This is a genomic window from Bradyrhizobium zhanjiangense (assembly GCF_004114935.1).
Taxonomy (GTDB): Bacteria; Pseudomonadota; Alphaproteobacteria; order Rhizobiales; family Xanthobacteraceae; genus Bradyrhizobium; species Bradyrhizobium zhanjiangense.
This window is the reverse complement of the sequence record NZ_CP022221.1, coordinates 4,758,036-4,773,317: the sequence shown is the minus strand read 5'-3', so window position 1 is coordinate 4,773,317 and position 15,282 is coordinate 4,758,036. Positions and strand designations below refer to the sequence as shown.

Here is a 15,282-nt window from a genome sequence, read left to right as displayed (position 1 = left end):
CATAGATGGCCTCCATTTGTGTCCCCTTGTGAGCCCGTATCCGCTTCACTATCGATCTGAGTCTACTCATGATTCATCGGCGAAACTACTGGCCAAGAGCCTTTCGGACCTGCGAGATCGATATCAACCAGTTATGAGTCTGAATCGGCGCATGGCGAGCCGTATTGATCGCCCATCTTCCGCTTCCGTCTTCGACAGCGTATGCAACAGGCGCTCCGGCTGGACTAGTTCGATGCCGTCCTGGTCCTCCGCAGTAGCTACTACGTCTAAAGCTGCCTGCTTCACCTTCTCGAGCGCGATCGATTCTGGCACGGCCATCCGGTAGCTCTCATCAACGTGGACGAACAACCCGAGTTGTACCAGCAATCCAAACTCCACACTGAACTCGCCATAATCGTCCTCTGGGTAAAGAGCTAGCGCTGCGACATGCCGCCCGCGTCCGAGTTCCTCGAAGATTGCGAGTGCCCTGATTGCGAGATCGGGAACGACGATGACATGAAGAATCCCGACGCGATCTGAGAATTCAGGGTCCTCCAGTGCCTTCGACCAGAGACCCTGAGCTTCTGCCGCCTGGGTAAGCCAAGCCGCAAAAAAGCGGCAGTCAGGCTCGTCTGGCATTTCTATCAAAACATGTGGGGTGGCGGTTGGCATTGTTACCTCGCTTGCCCATCAGGCAGCTCTGAGGATCGGTGATAGGAAGGCAACAGCCTGGGCATTCCGGTTCGCGTGCCACGCTTCCCAGCAGCGCGAATGCAGCCAGGCGTGATCGGTCGTCCCGTACGGCAACAGTGGGTCGATTGCACTCTCGCTGCCGCCACAATGGAGACAGCAGTCCGGGGATGACCGGACAGGATTGCGGTCCAGCCATTCCACCACGCAGCATTCAAAGGCGCGGGCCTCGGCGGCCGCCCGTTGCAGGCCACCATCGTATTCGACAATTCCCGCCCGCTCGTCGAAGAAGGCCAACCAATCCGCGCCCGACCAGTCGTCACGGCCGGGCCGCAGCAGCGACACGATCTCGGGCTTATGCCGGGACAGTTCGCTGAGCACCGTGTCCGGGGGGGCCTTGGCGGCCGTCAAAACGAGATCGTCTCCGTCGAGCACGAGCTTGATGCCGGCGGCGCCCGCCGCCCTGAGAGCTTCGAGGGCGCTCATAGCCGCCTACTCCAGCCCGGCGCCCCTGTTTTCTCGGTCCCAGATTGGAGGGGGGAAGTTGCGTCCGCACCGTCCGCAGCGTCCACGGCGTTGTTTTCCAAGGAGTTGTCGCGGACGATCTGATCCTCGCGCCGGCTAATATCGTCCGCATCCCCGTTTTGCGTCCGCGCTGACCGAACCGCGAAGTCGTTGCCAGCACCGGTTTTTCCCGAATTGTCGGACGATGCGGACGCTGCGGACGCTGCTGCCCCCGGCTTTTCTGGCGCTGAGGGAAACTGCGTCCTCGTAATGGTGATGGTGCGGGTTCGTGTCCGGTTCTGTTCCTTCTGGAAGACGATATCGATACCCACCTTGCGCAGAAAGGTCGCAGCCCGGCGCAGCCTGCCCGCCAGTGCCCGAGCGCCATCAGGCCAAGACTTCGACTTGGCAACTCGTTCACTCACCGCCTCTGCGAGAACGCCCAGAAGGTCAGAGGCCGTCCCCGTCCACACAGTCCGCATTGTCATCATGGCACGCACAGCGGTGGCGACCGGGTCAGCGTCGAGCACGCCCTCCACCACATCGTCGAGGTTGCCATAGTAGGCCGACCAGAAGGTGCCTTGCGGCCACAATGCCGTCTCGCACGCCGTGGCCCAAAGCGCGAAATCGGCCATTCGCGGCAGCCTCTGGAGATGTGTCTCAGGCAACCGCTTGAGGCCCTCGACCACAGCATCGAGCAGCACTCCAAGAATCTTGGGACGTTCCGCCTCGAACGCAGCCCATAATTCCCGCTCTGGGCGGCGATGCTCTTCGGGGATTGGCTGCAGCGTCAAGAACAAGGCGCGGTCGGCAAGGTCGGGCCTGGTGACGATTTCCTCGATGCCGTTGAGGATTACTGGGCGGGTCGCGTCGAACAGCACCTCGTCATGATCAGTGTAGAGCTGGCGGACGGCAAAACCACCGCCGGTCGCCAGCCGGCAAAGCGTGTCGGAGATCCACGGCGGCAAACCCGAGACGTTATCAAAGACCAGCACGTGGCTGTTGCTGGCGGCAATAAAGAGGTCGCGATCCTCGCGCGGCAGTGCGCGCAGGGGCGCCGTGTTGGGGTCAAGCAGCGACCGGAGGATCGCCGAAAAGGTGGACTTGGCCGAGCCCTGCTCGCCTGCCAGAGCAATCACCGGGTAAGGGCCACAATCGCGCAAGCAGGCCAGCGCCCAGGCGACCACCAGGACGAAGTCCTTGTCCGAGTCCACATTGAGGAAGCGCCGCAGCGCTTCAACTGATCCGCCGGCCACCGGCGCCGGCAACGGCTGCATCCCGGCCGCGCGACGAAACCGTACCGGGGGATTGTTGATGACCCGCCAGCCGGCGGAATCGATCTCCACCGCCCGCCACATTCCGTCGCCGAGGTCGAGATAGAGCTTACCGTCAAGTCCGCCGACGCGGTTGTGGACGCGCCGCTCCGGCGCGTCGAACTGTGCCCTCGCCTCAATCAAGTTCAGCGCTGAATTCAGTGCCTCCGAGCTCGGCGCGCCTCCTACCTCCTCAAAGAAGCGGCGCGTGAGCCAACGACGGAAGCCCGTGGAGCGGATCCGCCAGGTCTCGCGGTGGCTATTAATGTCCAGATCTGCGAAGCTGGTTCCGTCGGGCGCATGAAACAATTCGGCGCTCTGCGCGAGCTCGATCAGAATGTTAGCCTGCGTCGGCCTCGCCCCGGCAGCAACTCCGCTCTCGTCCGCGATGGCCCGGTCGAGCGTTGTGATCCTACAACCTGCACTCTTAAGTCCGGCACGCAGCACTCCGAATGCCGCGAGGTCGTCCTTTTTCAGGGTGGCAAGGGCCGCTACGACATCCGGCGTGAAGGGCGCGCCGGAATCGTGGGCTGTCTGCTCGAGCAACCCGTCCAGGGGGTCGCGTACCTCCTCGGCGGCGGCAATCGCTTTCAATATGCTACGTTCAGCAGGCTCATGAGCGACATCGATCTCGTCGACGTGATGCGAAGATTCGGCCGGCACGCAGCGATCATTTTCCCCGCAACGCCGGCAGAAACACCGCGGGAGCCCGTGCTCGCAGCTCTCGGTGTTTACCGTCATGTCAGGTCGCCCCCATAGCTCGATCCGCCCGAGGCGCTTTGCGGCACGCTCGTCGGCCCCCGGCCCGGGCTGAAACTGATCAAAGCGCTCTTGGGGCGGCACGCGATGAGCATGTCATTGAAATCCATCCCCGCAGGGGGGCGCGCGATGCGGACCCGACGCCTCTCCCGCGCCCAACGGCGCGCGGCTTCGCTGGCCGCCAACTCACCAGGCTGATCGGCGTCCGCGAGAACGATAATGTCCCGCTCGTTATCCGGGAGAGCGAGCCTCCGCAGCCCGGAGGTCGAAAGCGCCGCCCACGTCCGATGTCCCGTCGCCTGCATCGCCGAGAGGCAGGTTTCGATTCCCTCGCCGACCAGCAGAACGCCGCCCTGACCGCCGAGGCGAACGATCCCCCCACTACAAGGTCCCAACATCATTTTGGTGGGTTCAACAGGTGCCTTCGAGGTGCCATCGCGCGAGACGAACGTGCGGTGGACGGCGATCGGCTTGTTGTCCAATGCCCCGGTCACCAATGACACCATGGCGGGCCAGCGCGCCCCCTCCGGGTGCCGCAACCCGTGGTGAAAACGAATGGAAGAGGGAATCGAGACCGTTACACCACGCCGCCGCAGATAGATCTCGACGAGCGAGCCCTTTGCGCAGCTTGAGTTGTTCCAAACCCTTGCTGCCGGGGAAGCGGAACCGCAGATGCCGGCATCTTTCGATACCGCCGCTTTGACAACATCAGACTCCCGCGCTCCAGCGAGATACGTCCCCGGCCAGAGGCCGAGGCGTTTGAGCGCATCGATAATCGATTTCTGATCGCAACCACCGAAGCAATAGACAAGTACGATCCCGTCGCGGCCGTATCCAAGAGACAGGCTGCCGACCCTCTCTTCGTGCGCGGGACAGCGACACATGAATCCGCTAGCCGTCCGTTTGGCACCGCCGCAGGCCGCCGCAATTTGCTCAATAGAAATCACATGCGCTCTCCACCTAGCGCGCGATGATGTTCCCCTTGCTCGCTCAACTAGCCGCTCAACATTCTTTCCAGCGAATGCCGCGGGACGATCCAACGACGTCCGACTCGAATTGCAGGCAACTCGCCAGAGTTGGCGGCTGCATAGGCACTGCACTTCGAGAGGCCCAAGATTTCACATCCAGCTTCTTCAACCGTGAAAGTGGACCGACCATCCCAACGCTCGTCGAGGACGCGCTGGGCCTTCGTGCTTTCTGAACCAGTCATTTTGAGTATGATCCAGTTGCCCCTTACTTTCAAGTATTGTAGGGCTATATTTAATCATATCAAGGGCTACATCGTGAAGCAGCAGCAGTTCAAAATCACCCTCGGTGACGATCTTCGTGCAAAACTTGACGACTCCAGCTCTCTCAATCTGAGGTCGATTGCCGAAGAAATCCGCCAGCGTCTTGAGATGTCTTTCGACATCCAAGGTGACGGTCACACGCTCGATCTGATCTACGCGATCCTGTTTCTGGCGCACGAGACCATGCGCGACCTCGGCACAACGTGGTGGGGCGACGAAAGGGCGCGGTCTGCGTTCATGGCTGCAATCGCCGACCAGGTGATGAGCTATCCGATCACCCCCTCCGACCTTGCTGCGAGGCCACTGATAGCGTTGGGAACACGCGAGCAGCAGGCAGGCCCCGAAGATCCACCGGAGGTTATCGGACGCGCTATCGCCCGAAACTACCGCCGTAGAGTTCGACCACTTGGTTTGCAATCTGACAAGTTCGACATCAGCCGTTTCCGCGAGTTGATGCGAAGCAACAAAGAGACAAAGACGTAGACGATCACCATTCGCATGACTGGGGACTAATCTCAGAAAACGCCTCGCCCCAGCAAATGACGAAAGACCTGCCCCCGGAATTGCAGACCGAGCTTTAAGGGAAGTTCGTGATGACCGCAGCAAAGCAAACACTCACCGAGCCGGGCGTTGATGCGGCGCACAGGTCAACTCCTCGCCGCATGCTCAACGAGGCCCAGGTGCTCGAGATCGTCCCGGTGAGCCGCACCACGCTTTATCGCATGGAGAAGGCAGGCCGGTTTCCGAAGTGCACTTACATCAGCCCGAACCGGCGCGTCTGGTACGAGGACGAGATCGTGGCATGGCAGAACGCGGTCGATGAATTCGATCCACATCGGGCTCGGGGCAAAGGGCGGCGCGTGCGTGCGGTTGTTGCTGTTGGGGGTAAACTGGACACGCGCTGAGGATTGGGGATGTCCGCCTTTCGGCCCTGAGCCGACGTTGATGCGGTGGCAACCGCGGCGGTCTAGCCAAGCGGCACTGCCATGACGCCGGGCGGCGGCACGTCGTCGTCGGGTACAAATATGTCCAACGCCAGCGGGACAGAGGCATCTACGCGATAGCGGTCGAAATCACGCACTCCGCTGGCATAGAGCAGCTTGTCATCGATACAGAACTGCCCGGTGAACTCGCGCGATACCTTGGTAAGGATGATATAAGCCGCATCTCCCATGATCTCGGGCGTGCGGCTCGAGCGCATCATGGCATCGCCCCCCAAGAGATTGGCGACTGCCGCAGTAGCGATCGCAGTACGCGGCCATAACGCATTGACTGCGACGCCCGCACTCTTCAGCTCGGCCGATAGTCCAAGCACACACATGCTCATGCCGAACTTCGCCATGGTATAGGCTGTAGATCGCTCGAACCATTTTGCCTTCATGTCGAGCGGCGGCGACAACATCAGGATGTGCGGGTTTTCCGCCTTTTTCAGATGCGGGATACAATATTTCGACACCATGAAAGTGCCGCGCGTATTGATGCCCATCATGAGGTCGAACCGCTTCATGTCGGTTGCTTGCGAGTTGGTCAGGCTAATGGCGCTGGCATTGTTGACGCAGATATCGATGCCCCCAAATTCGGCGACGGTCTTATCAACGGCCGCGACCACCTGGGCCTCGTCGCGAATATCACAGATGACTGGCAGCGCCTTTCCGCCGACCGCGCACACCTCGTCGGCGGCGGTAAAGATGGTACCCTTGAGCTTCGGGTGTGGCTCCGCGGTCTTCGCGGCGATCGCGACGTTGGCGCCGTCGCGTGCCGCGCGCAGTGCGATCGCAAGCCCAATGCCGCGGCTCGCGCCGGAGATAAACAGCGTCTTGCCTTTGAGGGATGACATCGGAGGACTCCTGTAAGGGACGCACCGAGTAGTTGGGTACCCCCCTTGCGGAGTGGGGTATAGGTACCACAACAGCGGGAAATCAAGACTATCCCCTCCCCTTCCCCTCCTACAAGGGCCCCAAAAGCGTGCCGACCAGGTGATCGAATGAGACTGGTCACGTCCGCGATTGGCCGATCGCGACCTATTGCGCCGCTCACGGCCCCGGTCGCTAACAGCGCATAGCGGAAATCGACAGGCCGCTGTCTATCGCAGTCGTAGAGATTCCTTTATTTGCCCTAGTTTAGCCGTTCACCTATTCGGTTGTCCTTGCACTCTCATCCTCCCTTTCCTATTTTTTGCGACTTGCAATATTCGTCACATCAATGAACTCGGAGAATTAAGCTGTCACTTCCGGGTTTGGCCTTCTGCGACCTCGGGCCATGTCCGCACTTCCGCCGCTGTTGACAGTTGAGCGGACATCAGTCGATCAGACGCTCAATTGAGTACCGCGCTAGTGGGGCAACCGGAAATCTCGCCACTGCCCGCACGCGCGACCAATCGCGAACGAGGCAGTTCGGGTGCAGGGCGGACGGCCCCTCAGCGACCCGCTAAACAGGCCTCATAGCCCTCAGCCCGCCTCGTCCGAGCACGCGGCCGGTCGCTTGCCCCGCCGTCGCAAACACGTGCGATAGCGCCACGGCTGTACGAAGCTGCCTTGCCAGACACCGCGCTCGTGCCGCTCCGCCTCATGCCGCGCCTCGGCATAAGCGCGCTTGCTGTATTGCGGCCAATCGAGCGCCAGGCCCTGACGCACCATCCAGTCGGCGAGGTCCACGCCCCCATCGGCGCACGCCACCGCCAGCCTCCTCCGGTCTTGTGAAGATTGGCTTCGGCGCGGCAGACCGCCCGGCACCGTGCTGGTCGAGGCGGCGCCGATCGAGGCCAGCGCGGTCAATAAGCGCGACGAGCGGCTCCCTGATGCGGTCGAGCGGCTGAGGCTCCGACTTCGCGAACTGGATGCCGACGCGCACCGCATCCGCTCCGCTCCGTTCCCATCGAGCGACTGTAAGGCTCGTCTAAGGGAATACCTGGACAGTCTCGCCAACAGAGGCACGCCCGACGTGTCCGCGCTTGTGGAGCACTTCGCTGATGTCGGCTGGCCACGCATCGAGACGCGCCTGCCGCTGGTCGCCATTGGCAAGGACGGTTCACCGATCATCGGAGGTGCACAGGGCGAAGTGCCCGACCTGCTTGCGCTGTTCGCATGGCTGCACCGACCCGCGCTCCTCAAGGCGCTTGACGGCCTGATTGACGCGGAAGCCGACGATACACAGGCACTCTCGGCCAGCGACCGCGAGGTTAGGCTTGCCGAATCGGGCGCGACCGCCTTCGTGTCGAGCGTGAGGAAGCCGCGCTCGTCTGGCACGCGCAGACGCAGGGCGATGCCATCGAGCACCGGCCCGACGCAACACCGAGCGCGGTACTGGGCATCGAGCTTCGGACGATCGCAGCATGATCAACAGGGTTTCGCCGCACGGCTTCGTGCGGCAGTCGGCGAAAGCGGGACCGGAGCAATGCTCCTAAGCTGCCGCTTCGGTCTCTTCGGCGGGCCGCGCCGCGTCTTGACCGAGCGCGCTCGCGCATCGCCCGTCGGTCCTACGGATTTCGCAGCATAAACCCCGGATGCAAAGCTCGAAAACGCAAGGTGCGGATATCCTGAAAGGCCAGCGTCCCGCGTTCCCGCGAAATTTCGCCTTTCCCAAAGCACCTTAGCAAGCCTAGGCCACTCATCGGAACCGCGGGCCCCGCGATCGGAAGTCGGCACCGGAGCCGAAACTCACGCTGGGTTTCAGCAATTGATCTTGGGGCTTCGCAGAGACGCGAGGCACGCCATGCGGCTTCCATTGTCGGGCGATCTGTACCTCGTACTCGCCATCGCGGGGGGCGTTTTCCTGATTGAGATCGGGTTCTTCATCCTGCTCGTAGTGTTCTGAAAAGAGCGCGCAGCGGATGCGAAGATCTAGCTCTCCACAAGCTTGATGGTTGAGACCGGCCATCTTCCATCATGGCCTTGATCGAAATGCGAAGCCCGTGCAACTCATCCAGCCCAACGTTCTCGACCCTACCTGCCTTTCCGTCGGTAAGGACGACGGCTTTACCGATTAACTCGGATTGCGCCTCACCGTACTCGTTCAAAATCATTAACGCATGGCGTTTCACCGATGGCATTGCTCGTCCATGTTCGGCCGAGCCATCCGCGGCTCAATGGCGAGGTGTCTTCCAATGCTCCGCATCGGGAACGATTGACGGTGAGCGCTCCAATTCGCGGAGCCGATCGATTTTCATTCTGAGTTTCGCCGGTAGTTCCGGCTCTGGTTCCAGCGACGCGCGCAGTTCCTTGCCGATCACTCGAACGATGGCCCGGCTGTGTATGTCGTCAATGTCGATGCGGTTGCGCATAACAGAACCTCCGGTTCGGTAAAAAAGCCGCCGGAAGGCCGACATCGGCTCAGTGCCTTCCCCCCGCAACCGATCGGGGGCACAACTGGCGATTTCGAAATAGAACCGGAGACCGTCGCTTTTGGCTATCTGCGCGAGCGCTTGTATTGAGTATAGCGGGTCGCTGGCCGCGACCTTTGGCTATCCCGCGATCTGCGCCGTGTTAGTACCGGCGAGCGGCGGTCTCATGCTCTTCTAAAGCCTCGCAGGTGCTTTCGTTCCTTCGATCTCTGATCGCGACGCGATGGGTTCCATTCGGACGAGGGAACTCAGAGTGTGGCGTCAACGCTTAGACCACGAGCCCAATTGACGCACGAACAACACTCGGAACCATTTCTGAGAGTGCCCGGTTAATATCAGGGGGCGATGAAGGGAGGGATGATCGCCATGAGGACCGAATATCTCGCCGCGATCACGATAGCTGTTCTTGCCACTTGCACTGGGCTGGCCATGAATTCTCTCGGCTCGCTACCTCTCGAAAAGCAGTCCATGCCAGCCGCCTCGCAAATTGCGGACCGATTAGCTGTGTCCGTCGATCCGTTAAAGCAGTCCATGCCAGCCGCCTCGCAAATTGCGGACCGATTAGCTGTGTCCGTCGATCCGTTAAAGCAGTCCATGCCAGCCGCCACGCAAATTGCGGACCGATTAGCTGTGTCCGTCGATCCGTTTTTGATGCGGTCTAGCGGCTAAACGCCCGCGTAACTCAAATGCATTGATACGCGTCTAGAATGGGCGAGGTGAATGCGGGCGGGCCGCTCATATTACCGCGCCAGGCGCGCTCAGGGCATCGCGTTCTCAGTACCTCCGTGAGACCACAGCGATCACATAGATCGGCTTCTCGCCGTTGAACACTCGCAGGGTCCAGTTGTCGCCCGGCTGCATTCCGTTTTCGGTGTGCCTCAGCATCCTGACCGCCTGCGCCCAAGCCACCCCATCGTCGGCAAGCTCCTTGCCCACCTCATCGTGGTGGGGCTTCTCGCCTTCGATGTGGAAGAAATATCGGGGCATGCTCAGCAACGTTGAAGGACGGGACGCAACCCCTAACGGCTGTCTATGTGTCATGACGCCACCTCTTCTTCTCTCGCCTCTGCCGTTTGTTGCCGTTCCTGCCACTCAGCCGAGACGCGATATTCCCGTGCCATCGCTTTCAGCTCCTCGCGCGCTCTCGGATCAGCGCAGAGGGCGGCTTGTTGCTCGCAGATGCGTGCCAAATTCCTGTAGTTCAATTCCATTGGTGCGGGTTTTTTTCGCGCATTAATTCTCTGCGTGCGCCCATTGCACTATCGGTTGGACCTGCGCCCACCGCGATCCGAGCCTCGGAGAGGCCATGGCGAACCTCGCTTCTGATCCCGCGGCTGCTGCATATCGCCGCGTCAGTTCGTCTGAGAAGGTCTTCCATTTGCCGCGAATTCGTTCGCGGCAGCAAATGTTCCTCATCAATCAAAAAATACCGATCGTCGAGGTTCCCACATCTTCATCTTGCGATGCGATATTTCTTCGCGGGCTTCTTACGCCGCGTCGGCACCGGCTTTTCATCTCGACATAGCGCACGCATCACGCCGATCGCGCCAATCGGCAAAGCCCAATGCAGCGGCTCCCCTCGCGACATTTACAGATCGCGGACCATTAGAGCTGTGTCTAAGCCCTTCCAGCTGGTGCGATCAAGGACTGACCACCCGAGCTTCGCATAGAACCCGACAGCCTCTGTGGTGTAGAGGTATAGCCGCAAAAATTCTCGCTGTCGTGCTTGGTCCTCGATCGCTCGAACCAATACAGCGCCCGCGCCCTTTCGCCGATGCTCGGGGACCACGAACAGGCCCGCAAGCCATGGCGACACATCATGGTTAGGTTCGATCTCCGCCTCGACCAGAAGACACGTTCCGACCGCCTCGCCATCGACCTTAGCGATCAGCGCTACACCATGTGTGTGATCGGAAGCAAATAGCTCCAGCGACAGCAATTCCTGCTCGAAGGAGGCTTGTAGCACTGAAAAGGCATTTACGCGCCAGCGCGTGCAGATTGCCAACTCACGCGTGCCGGGCTCCACAATGAAGGTCTGAACGTCGGTCATCCTTGCGCCGCCGCCCGATCTTCCTTGTCCGCCCCACGCATGACGACCCTGAGCGCGTCATCCGGCAATGGGCGCTGCAACGCCTTCGCCTCGTCCCACGGCGCACGCATCCAGACATCTCGATCTTCGTTGGTGGTCAGGATCACGGGCATGGCCTTCGGATGGATCGGCTCGACCACCGCGTTCGGCGCGGTCGTCAGGAAGCCAAAGACCTGATGCGGTCCCGGCACCGGCTTGGACTTCGTGCCGCGATCACCGTTGAACGTGGTCCAGATGCCAGCGAAGGCGAAGAGCGGCCGGTCATCGTTGAGCGCGAACCACACCACGTCTTTTTTCTTGGTCTCAGGGTTCGGCTCCGGCGCGTACTCGGCGAAGCTGTTGGCCGGGACAAGGCAGCGGCTTTCCGGCTTGAGCCAGCCGCGCCAGTGCGGCGACGACGTGTTGCGGATGTTGGTGACCGGCGGCCCGCCGGTGCGCGGCGGCGGCGGCATGCCCCATCGCATCATGGCCAGCTCGCTGCCGGTGTCGGTGTTGCGGATCACTGGCGCGGGATAATCCGGAAACACGCCCGGCATCGGCGCGAGGTTGCCGACGTAGCGATTGATTACCCGGAAGAGGCGCTGGATGGCCTCTTGGTTCGTTGTGATGGAGTAGAGGTTGCACATCGGCGACGGCTACGACCAGAACAGTGCGAAGTAGATCACGTACAGCCAGCCCAGAATGCCGTGAATGATCGCCCAGAGGATCGACTTGTTGGTGGTGTAGCTGATGGCGATAGCGAGCGCGCTGCCAAAGCCTATGCCGTATTTCGTGCCCTCTGATCGCACCACGTAGTAGCGGCTCTCGTTCATCATCGCTCCCTCACCATCATTTCACCTCTCACCCGGCCACCACGTTGATGGCGGATCGCTCGCCGAAATCTTGGTGCGCCGAAGCGCCACCAAATGGCTGCGCTTGTACGGATAGCCGCCCACCTGCGAGCAGTCTTTGCACCGCATGTAGCGCTCCAGCTCGTGAACCGGCGTTGACTTCGGTCGCCGCACGATGTCGAGCGCGACCGTCTGGTTGGTGTCGCAGCCGAGGCAGCGGACTTCCAAATAGAGGTAACCGGCATTGAGCGCATCGCCCAGCGTCGGAGACGGCTGCGCCGGTCCGCGAAAGCCGAGCATGCGCTTATTCCACGCCTCGCACGCGAGCCGGTCGGCTTGCTTGCGCGCTTCCGTCGCGCGCTCTGCCGCCGCCCGGACCGAAGCGCCGTAAATGGTCTCGCGCGATTTGGTGCCCATGGCGAGAAAGATCGCCGGACCATGATGGACAGACAAGCCGCTACAGCTTGCGGTGGATAACGTGCCGGGTACAACGGACGCGACAACGCTCCCAAAAAGCGGCGCATCAAGCTGCTATCGTCTCCGGGTTTGCACGAGCGTGGTCACGACCACTCCCACCAGAACAAAAACAACGACGATGGCTAGTGCTTCAAAGTACCCCATAGCGCTGACCTCCGTCAGCCCGGCCTCTTCCCTAATGTTAATTCATCAGAAGGACGGTCCCGTGCGACAAATCGCATCGGAGGTACTCTGCGCTTTCGCCTCCGCGCATATCCAATGACGGTCCTCACCACCATTTAGTAAAAGCGGCCGCCGGATGATCTCGGGTGCGCTCGGGGCCAATAAGGGTTGACCAAGCACATCGCTGCACGGCCAACCGCATTCGCTCGGCACTGATCCCATGTCGTATAGGAGCAGTCAAAGTAGTAGCTACCACCCCACTGCCAAACCTGAAGACAGACTGGATATCTGGGATCATACATTTGAGCTTTAGCCGAGGTAACCACTAGGATCACCGCGCTGCCTAGGATTATCCAACGTAGCATTCGCATCGTCCCCTCCTCAGTGGTCGGCTTTGCCATAAGCCTTCGTATAGGTCCGTGCCCCCTTTGGGTGCCCGACGTTTCCCTACGTTCAATTGAGCCGTCGATCGCGATCTCCTAGCTAGGGTGTGCGGTAGCGCCCCGCTACCGCTGCCCTCCTTGGGGCGTTTCCTCCCTGGACTTGGGCTGCTTGTGGCAACGCAGGCGGCCTTTCTTTTGTGTGGCACCGCCCATCGGTTTTCTCGGGTCCTTTGGGGAGCGTGAGAACTGCGGGGTACGCGCGACCGCGCAGTGTGAGGATATTTGCAGTTTTTGATTTCGCGCTTTCGTTTTGTACCAACTCGCACAGAAATGCGGTGCGCGGAGTGGCTTACGCAAGCCGTGATCTTCACACGGTTGGAACGCGGGGACCGACATAAGGTTTACTTTTTGCGTATCATCGCGCTGCGCTGACGGACGGAGGCGCCGCATGAAAGTTATCGTTGATGAAACCGGCGAGGTCATCGCCATAGCAACGGATGACCATATTCTGCTCGGGGGCCACCATCGCCTGGCGGTGGCGGGCAGCATGGGCAAAAGATTGTTCTGGCGAGATACCGGCGAACCTGTGAAGCTTGATCTCTTCTTCAAGCACCATCCGCATGGAAATTCCCGCCGTTCGGCCTGAGCCGTTCGCCTTAGTACCCTTTGAGTGGGTGAAGAACGCGAAGCACCCCGCCTATCGCCGGTGCAGGATCAGTTTTGATCTAGCACTACCTTGGCAATCCATGCGCCGTCCCTGATGACCCGCCGCTCCAGCCAGTCGGCCGATATCGAAAGGCGGCAACAGGAGGAAGCCATGATCATTGCTCTCTACATAGCTGCAGCCATCATCGTGGCTGTTGGGAGCCTCTACTTCGCGTGGCGAAGCAGCGACTTTCGGAAGTTCCTGGCGGGCGCGTTCTTTGTGTCATCGGGCATTTTGTTTTATCTCTATCTTGCCGATGTTTCGGTGCCTCTTCTAGGGACCGGCTTTGTCGAAACACCCCAGATCAGTGGTGCCCGCTCAATCGTCCATTTTGCCCTCTTCTTGCTCTGTTCATATTTTGGCTTCAGGAAGCCAGTCATACGCAGGCATTCCATCAATAAAGTGCCGAAGTAGTGCTATTGCGTGTACGTAAATTACGGACTGTTCGCTTTTTCATGACAGAAAAGAAAAGGCCGCCCCGAGGCGGCTAGTTCCAGACTTTTCTTCTTCTTATTTCTTGAGGGCGTCAGCGGCGTCCCGCGCTGCGTCCTTCACATCTCCTGCAGCCTTGTGGGCCGATCCCTTAGCCTTATCCATCTTGCCTTCGGCTTCGAGGTCCTTGTCTCGAGTAAGCTTGCCAGCACCCTCTTTGATCGCGCCTTTTGCCTTGTCGGCGGCGCCCTTCACATGTTCCCGGTCCATGATCGTGTTCCTTTGCCGTTCTTAAGACGGCACAACGAAAGCGTAGCAGACAGGTTCCTAGAGAACGTGCGCCGATAGCTATGATGCCCGCTTCTGGCCCGTTTGCGACATGCCCAGGCGGTCTGACGATGTCCGTTCAAAGCGGAAGGTGCAATGGGCGAGGCTAGTCGTCACGTCGCCACAAGAGAACCCACTTGCGTACGACCTCCCGGCCCGGCTCATCCGGAGTAATCGCTCCAAGCTAACATGCCGACCAACGATTGCTGCTAGTCGAAGCTGATCCCGCCGCCAACCGAAGGTGATCCCTACAAGGACGAAGCCTACGGGTTGTGGGCGATCAAGCAGAACGGCAAGTAAGGCCCGGCAGCGGTCGGGATTTCTATCGCCTAGCGCTTTACGCAATAGGACGACCGTGGTTGCGCCGCCAACGCGGCCTCCTGCTCGAAAGACACGTAACGGGTGTCGTAGCGCGGACACGCCAGAGCGGCACCTTGGGCGATGATCGCTCGATTGATGTCGGCGCCGTCGGCGGTGGTGCAATAGCCGACCTCACGGCTGTAGGTTTTTTCGCCGGTCAAGCGGCAGGTCAGCGTCCCGGTGACGAGCGTGACCATCACCCGCCGGGCGTTTTCGCCGCGCGCTGTCCCCAGCTCGGCGGCATCGACGCCTTTTAGGCGTATTGGCGTGCCCGCGACGACGACGGTGTCGCCGTCGATCACGCGGGCGGGGCCGCTGATGGTTGTCATGGGAGGCACGGCATGGGCGTTCGCCCAGTGCCGTGCTGGGACTTCGCCGGCGACGTAGAGCACCACGGCTAAAAGGACTGCGATCACGGAGAGACGGTTAAGGAAGGCGTTGTCCTCGCTCTCGGTGCGCTGTCCGAGGACACTGTAAAGGCGGAGGCATATAAAGACCGCCAGCGCTGCGAAGATAATGATGTAAGTATCCACGTCGCCTTCCAATGAAGAAAAGACAAGACGGTACTAGATTTGAAGTGGGTGTTCCGCCATTCATTTGTTAATCGTTGCCGCCGCTGGAGGGTACACCATTATCCCGCGAT

General features: G+C 60.5%; 23 protein-coding genes and 1 pseudogene. 7 read left to right on the top strand and 17 right to left on the bottom strand.

Annotated features, from left to right (window positions below; genetic code table 11):
- Window positions 1-123: 123 nt before the first annotated feature.
- From XH85_RS22845 to XH85_RS48085, 5 genes are read right to left on the bottom strand one after another with little or no spacing between them, the layout of a single operon-like run.
- Window positions 124-651 carry a hypothetical protein gene (locus XH85_RS22845; RefSeq protein ID WP_128933579.1) on the bottom strand — a complete coding sequence of 176 codons (528 nt, stop codon included), beginning with the start codon at window positions 649-651 and terminating at the stop codon, window positions 124-126.
- Window positions 652-669: 18 nt separating this feature from the next.
- Window positions 670-1,155: a hypothetical protein gene (locus tag XH85_RS22840; protein WP_164940819.1), complete on the bottom strand. Its 486-nt coding sequence runs from the start codon at window positions 1,153-1,155 to the stop codon at window positions 670-672.
- Window positions 1,152-3,227: a hypothetical protein gene (locus XH85_RS22835; RefSeq protein ID WP_245473786.1), complete on the bottom strand. Its 2,076-nt coding sequence runs from the start codon at window positions 3,225-3,227 to the stop codon at window positions 1,152-1,154. Before XH85_RS22835 ends, XH85_RS22840 begins: the two co-directional genes overlap by 4 nt.
- Entirely contained in the window at window positions 3,224-4,192 is a 969-nt protein-coding gene (locus XH85_RS22830) for a DUF7146 domain-containing protein (protein ID WP_245473785.1), read from the bottom strand. The genes XH85_RS22835 and XH85_RS22830 overlap by 4 nt, the downstream gene beginning before the upstream one ends.
- Before the next feature lie 47 nt (window positions 4,193-4,239).
- The gene (locus XH85_RS48085; RefSeq protein ID WP_128933578.1) at window positions 4,240-4,455 is read right to left on the bottom strand and encodes a helix-turn-helix domain-containing protein; all 216 of its coding nucleotides are present in this window, start codon (window positions 4,453-4,455) and stop codon (window positions 4,240-4,242) included.
- Between the two features lie 73 nt (window positions 4,456-4,528).
- Between XH85_RS48085 and XH85_RS22820 the strand changes: the two genes are divergently transcribed.
- Complete coding sequence (locus XH85_RS22820) at window positions 4,529-5,017, top strand: hypothetical protein (RefSeq protein ID WP_128933577.1); 489 nt, start codon at window positions 4,529-4,531, stop codon at window positions 5,015-5,017.
- Between the two features lie 110 nt (window positions 5,018-5,127).
- On the top strand, window positions 5,128-5,439 hold the full coding sequence (locus XH85_RS22815; RefSeq protein WP_128933576.1) for a helix-turn-helix transcriptional regulator: 312 nt from the start codon (window positions 5,128-5,130) through the stop codon (window positions 5,437-5,439).
- Between the two features lie 62 nt (window positions 5,440-5,501).
- On the opposite strand, the gene XH85_RS22810 is transcribed toward XH85_RS22815, so the two are convergent.
- Both XH85_RS22810 and XH85_RS22805 read right to left on the bottom strand, forming a co-directional pair.
- Window positions 5,502-6,371 (bottom strand): SDR family oxidoreductase, encoded by an 870-nt coding sequence (locus tag XH85_RS22810; protein WP_128933575.1) that lies wholly within the window; start codon window positions 6,369-6,371, stop codon window positions 5,502-5,504.
- A 610-nt stretch (window positions 6,372-6,981) separates the two neighbouring features.
- A complete protein-coding gene (locus XH85_RS22805; RefSeq protein WP_128933574.1) occupies window positions 6,982-7,188 on the bottom strand; it encodes a thermonuclease family protein in 207 nt (68 codons plus the stop codon).
- A 79-nt stretch (window positions 7,189-7,267) separates the two neighbouring features.
- Between XH85_RS22805 and XH85_RS22800 the strand changes: the two genes are divergently transcribed.
- Entirely contained in the window at window positions 7,268-8,029 is a 762-nt protein-coding gene (locus tag XH85_RS22800) for a hypothetical protein (RefSeq protein ID WP_128933573.1), read from the top strand.
- A gap of 344 nt (window positions 8,030-8,373) precedes the next feature.
- Here the strand turns inward: XH85_RS22800 and XH85_RS46795 are convergent.
- Both XH85_RS46795 and XH85_RS22790 read right to left on the bottom strand, forming a co-directional pair.
- Window positions 8,374-8,582: pseudogene (locus tag XH85_RS46795) on the bottom strand (PRC-barrel domain containing protein).
- 33 nt (window positions 8,583-8,615) lie between these two features.
- Complete coding sequence (locus XH85_RS22790; RefSeq protein WP_128933572.1) at window positions 8,616-8,813, bottom strand: hypothetical protein; 198 nt, start codon at window positions 8,811-8,813, stop codon at window positions 8,616-8,618.
- A gap of 426 nt (window positions 8,814-9,239) precedes the next feature.
- Between XH85_RS22790 and XH85_RS22785 the strand changes: the two genes are divergently transcribed.
- Complete coding sequence (locus XH85_RS22785; RefSeq protein WP_128933571.1) at window positions 9,240-9,542, top strand: hypothetical protein; 303 nt, start codon at window positions 9,240-9,242, stop codon at window positions 9,540-9,542.
- Between the two features lie 105 nt (window positions 9,543-9,647).
- Here the strand turns inward: XH85_RS22785 and XH85_RS22780 are convergent, their stop codons facing one another.
- Complete coding sequence (locus tag XH85_RS22780) at window positions 9,648-9,860, bottom strand: DUF6894 family protein (RefSeq protein WP_128933570.1); 213 nt, start codon at window positions 9,858-9,860, stop codon at window positions 9,648-9,650.
- A 319-nt stretch (window positions 9,861-10,179) separates the two neighbouring features.
- Here XH85_RS22780 and XH85_RS22775 point away from each other — a divergent pair, with 319 nt between their 5' ends.
- Complete coding sequence (locus XH85_RS22775; RefSeq protein ID WP_128933569.1) at window positions 10,180-10,398, top strand: hypothetical protein; 219 nt, start codon at window positions 10,180-10,182, stop codon at window positions 10,396-10,398.
- Window positions 10,399-10,461: 63 nt separating this feature from the next.
- Here the strand turns inward: XH85_RS22775 and XH85_RS22770 are convergent, their stop codons facing one another.
- The 5 genes from XH85_RS22770 to XH85_RS22750 form a co-directional block, all read right to left on the bottom strand.
- Entirely contained in the window at window positions 10,462-10,923 is a 462-nt protein-coding gene (locus tag XH85_RS22770) for a GNAT family N-acetyltransferase (protein WP_128933568.1), read from the bottom strand.
- Window positions 10,920-11,588, bottom strand: a complete 669-nt coding sequence (locus tag XH85_RS22765; RefSeq protein ID WP_128933567.1) for an SOS response-associated peptidase — start codon at window positions 11,586-11,588, stop codon at window positions 10,920-10,922. The genes XH85_RS22770 and XH85_RS22765 overlap by 4 nt, the downstream gene beginning before the upstream one ends.
- Window positions 11,589-11,597: 9 nt before the next feature.
- Window positions 11,598-11,777 (bottom strand): hypothetical protein, encoded by a 180-nt coding sequence (locus tag XH85_RS22760; RefSeq protein ID WP_128933566.1) that lies wholly within the window; start codon window positions 11,775-11,777, stop codon window positions 11,598-11,600.
- An 18-nt stretch (window positions 11,778-11,795) separates the two neighbouring features.
- Window positions 11,796-12,209 carry a hypothetical protein gene (locus XH85_RS22755; protein WP_128937385.1) on the bottom strand — a complete coding sequence of 138 codons (414 nt, stop codon included), beginning with the start codon at window positions 12,207-12,209 and terminating at the stop codon, window positions 11,796-11,798.
- 338 nt (window positions 12,210-12,547) lie between these two features.
- Complete coding sequence (locus XH85_RS22750; protein ID WP_338025671.1) at window positions 12,548-12,796, bottom strand: DUF3551 domain-containing protein; 249 nt, start codon at window positions 12,794-12,796, stop codon at window positions 12,548-12,550.
- Window positions 12,797-13,262: 466 nt separating this feature from the next.
- On the opposite strand from XH85_RS22750, the gene XH85_RS22745 reads away from it, so the two are divergent.
- Both XH85_RS22745 and XH85_RS22740 read left to right on the top strand, forming a co-directional pair.
- Entirely contained in the window at window positions 13,263-13,460 is a 198-nt protein-coding gene (locus XH85_RS22745; protein ID WP_080648101.1) for a hypothetical protein, read from the top strand.
- Between the two features lie 114 nt (window positions 13,461-13,574).
- Window positions 13,575-13,934 carry a hypothetical protein gene (locus XH85_RS22740; protein ID WP_208758051.1) on the top strand — a complete coding sequence of 120 codons (360 nt, stop codon included), beginning with the start codon at window positions 13,575-13,577 and terminating at the stop codon, window positions 13,932-13,934.
- Window positions 13,935-14,030: 96 nt separating this feature from the next.
- Here XH85_RS22740 and XH85_RS22735 read toward each other — a convergent pair whose 3' ends face one another.
- Window positions 14,031-14,222 (bottom strand): CsbD family protein, encoded by a 192-nt coding sequence (locus tag XH85_RS22735; protein WP_128933564.1) that lies wholly within the window; start codon window positions 14,220-14,222, stop codon window positions 14,031-14,033.
- 386 nt (window positions 14,223-14,608) lie between these two features.
- On the bottom strand, window positions 14,609-15,172 hold the full coding sequence (locus XH85_RS45950) for a thermonuclease family protein (protein ID WP_128933563.1): 564 nt from the start codon (window positions 15,170-15,172) through the stop codon (window positions 14,609-14,611).
- Window positions 15,173-15,282: the final 110 nt, after the last annotated feature.

Bases quoted from the DNA above. Each gene is read 5' to 3' on its own strand.
- XH85_RS22845 (WP_128933579.1), bottom strand. From the start codon at position 651: ATGCCAACCGCCACCCCACATGTTTTGATAGAAATGCCAGACGAGCCT.
- XH85_RS22840 (WP_164940819.1), bottom strand. From the start codon at position 1,155: ATGAGCGCCCTCGAAGCTCTCAGGGCGGCGGGCGCCGCCGGCATCAAG.
- XH85_RS22835 (WP_245473786.1), bottom strand. From the start codon at position 3,227: ATGACGGTAAACACCGAGAGCTGCGAGCACGGGCTCCCGCGGTGTTTC.
- XH85_RS48085 (WP_128933578.1), bottom strand. From the start codon at position 4,455: ATGACTGGTTCAGAAAGCACGAAGGCCCAGCGCGTCCTCGACGAGCGT.
- XH85_RS22815 (WP_128933576.1), top strand. From the start codon at position 5,128: ATGACCGCAGCAAAGCAAACACTCACCGAGCCGGGCGTTGATGCGGCG.
- XH85_RS22810 (WP_128933575.1), bottom strand. From the start codon at position 6,371: ATGTCATCCCTCAAAGGCAAGACGCTGTTTATCTCCGGCGCGAGCCGC.
- XH85_RS22790 (WP_128933572.1), bottom strand. From the start codon at position 8,813: ATGCGCAACCGCATCGACATTGACGACATACACAGCCGGGCCATCGTT.
- XH85_RS22785 (WP_128933571.1), top strand. From the start codon at position 9,240: ATGAGGACCGAATATCTCGCCGCGATCACGATAGCTGTTCTTGCCACT.
- XH85_RS22780 (WP_128933570.1), bottom strand. From the start codon at position 9,860: ATGCCCCGATATTTCTTCCACATCGAAGGCGAGAAGCCCCACCACGAT.
- XH85_RS22775 (WP_128933569.1), top strand. From the start codon at position 10,180: ATGGCGAACCTCGCTTCTGATCCCGCGGCTGCTGCATATCGCCGCGTC.
- XH85_RS22770 (WP_128933568.1), bottom strand. From the start codon at position 10,923: ATGACCGACGTTCAGACCTTCATTGTGGAGCCCGGCACGCGTGAGTTG.
- XH85_RS22765 (WP_128933567.1), bottom strand. From the start codon at position 11,588: ATGTGCAACCTCTACTCCATCACAACGAACCAAGAGGCCATCCAGCGC.
- XH85_RS22760 (WP_128933566.1), bottom strand. From the start codon at position 11,777: ATGATGAACGAGAGCCGCTACTACGTGGTGCGATCAGAGGGCACGAAA.
- XH85_RS22755 (WP_128937385.1), bottom strand. From the start codon at position 12,209: ATGGGCACCAAATCGCGCGAGACCATTTACGGCGCTTCGGTCCGGGCG.
- XH85_RS22750 (WP_338025671.1), bottom strand. From the start codon at position 12,796: ATGCTACGTTGGATAATCCTAGGCAGCGCGGTGATCCTAGTGGTTACC.
- XH85_RS22745 (WP_080648101.1), top strand. From the start codon at position 13,263: ATGAAAGTTATCGTTGATGAAACCGGCGAGGTCATCGCCATAGCAACG.
- XH85_RS22740 (WP_208758051.1), top strand. From the start codon at position 13,575: ATGACCCGCCGCTCCAGCCAGTCGGCCGATATCGAAAGGCGGCAACAG.
- XH85_RS22735 (WP_128933564.1), bottom strand. From the start codon at position 14,222: ATGGACCGGGAACATGTGAAGGGCGCCGCCGACAAGGCAAAAGGCGCG.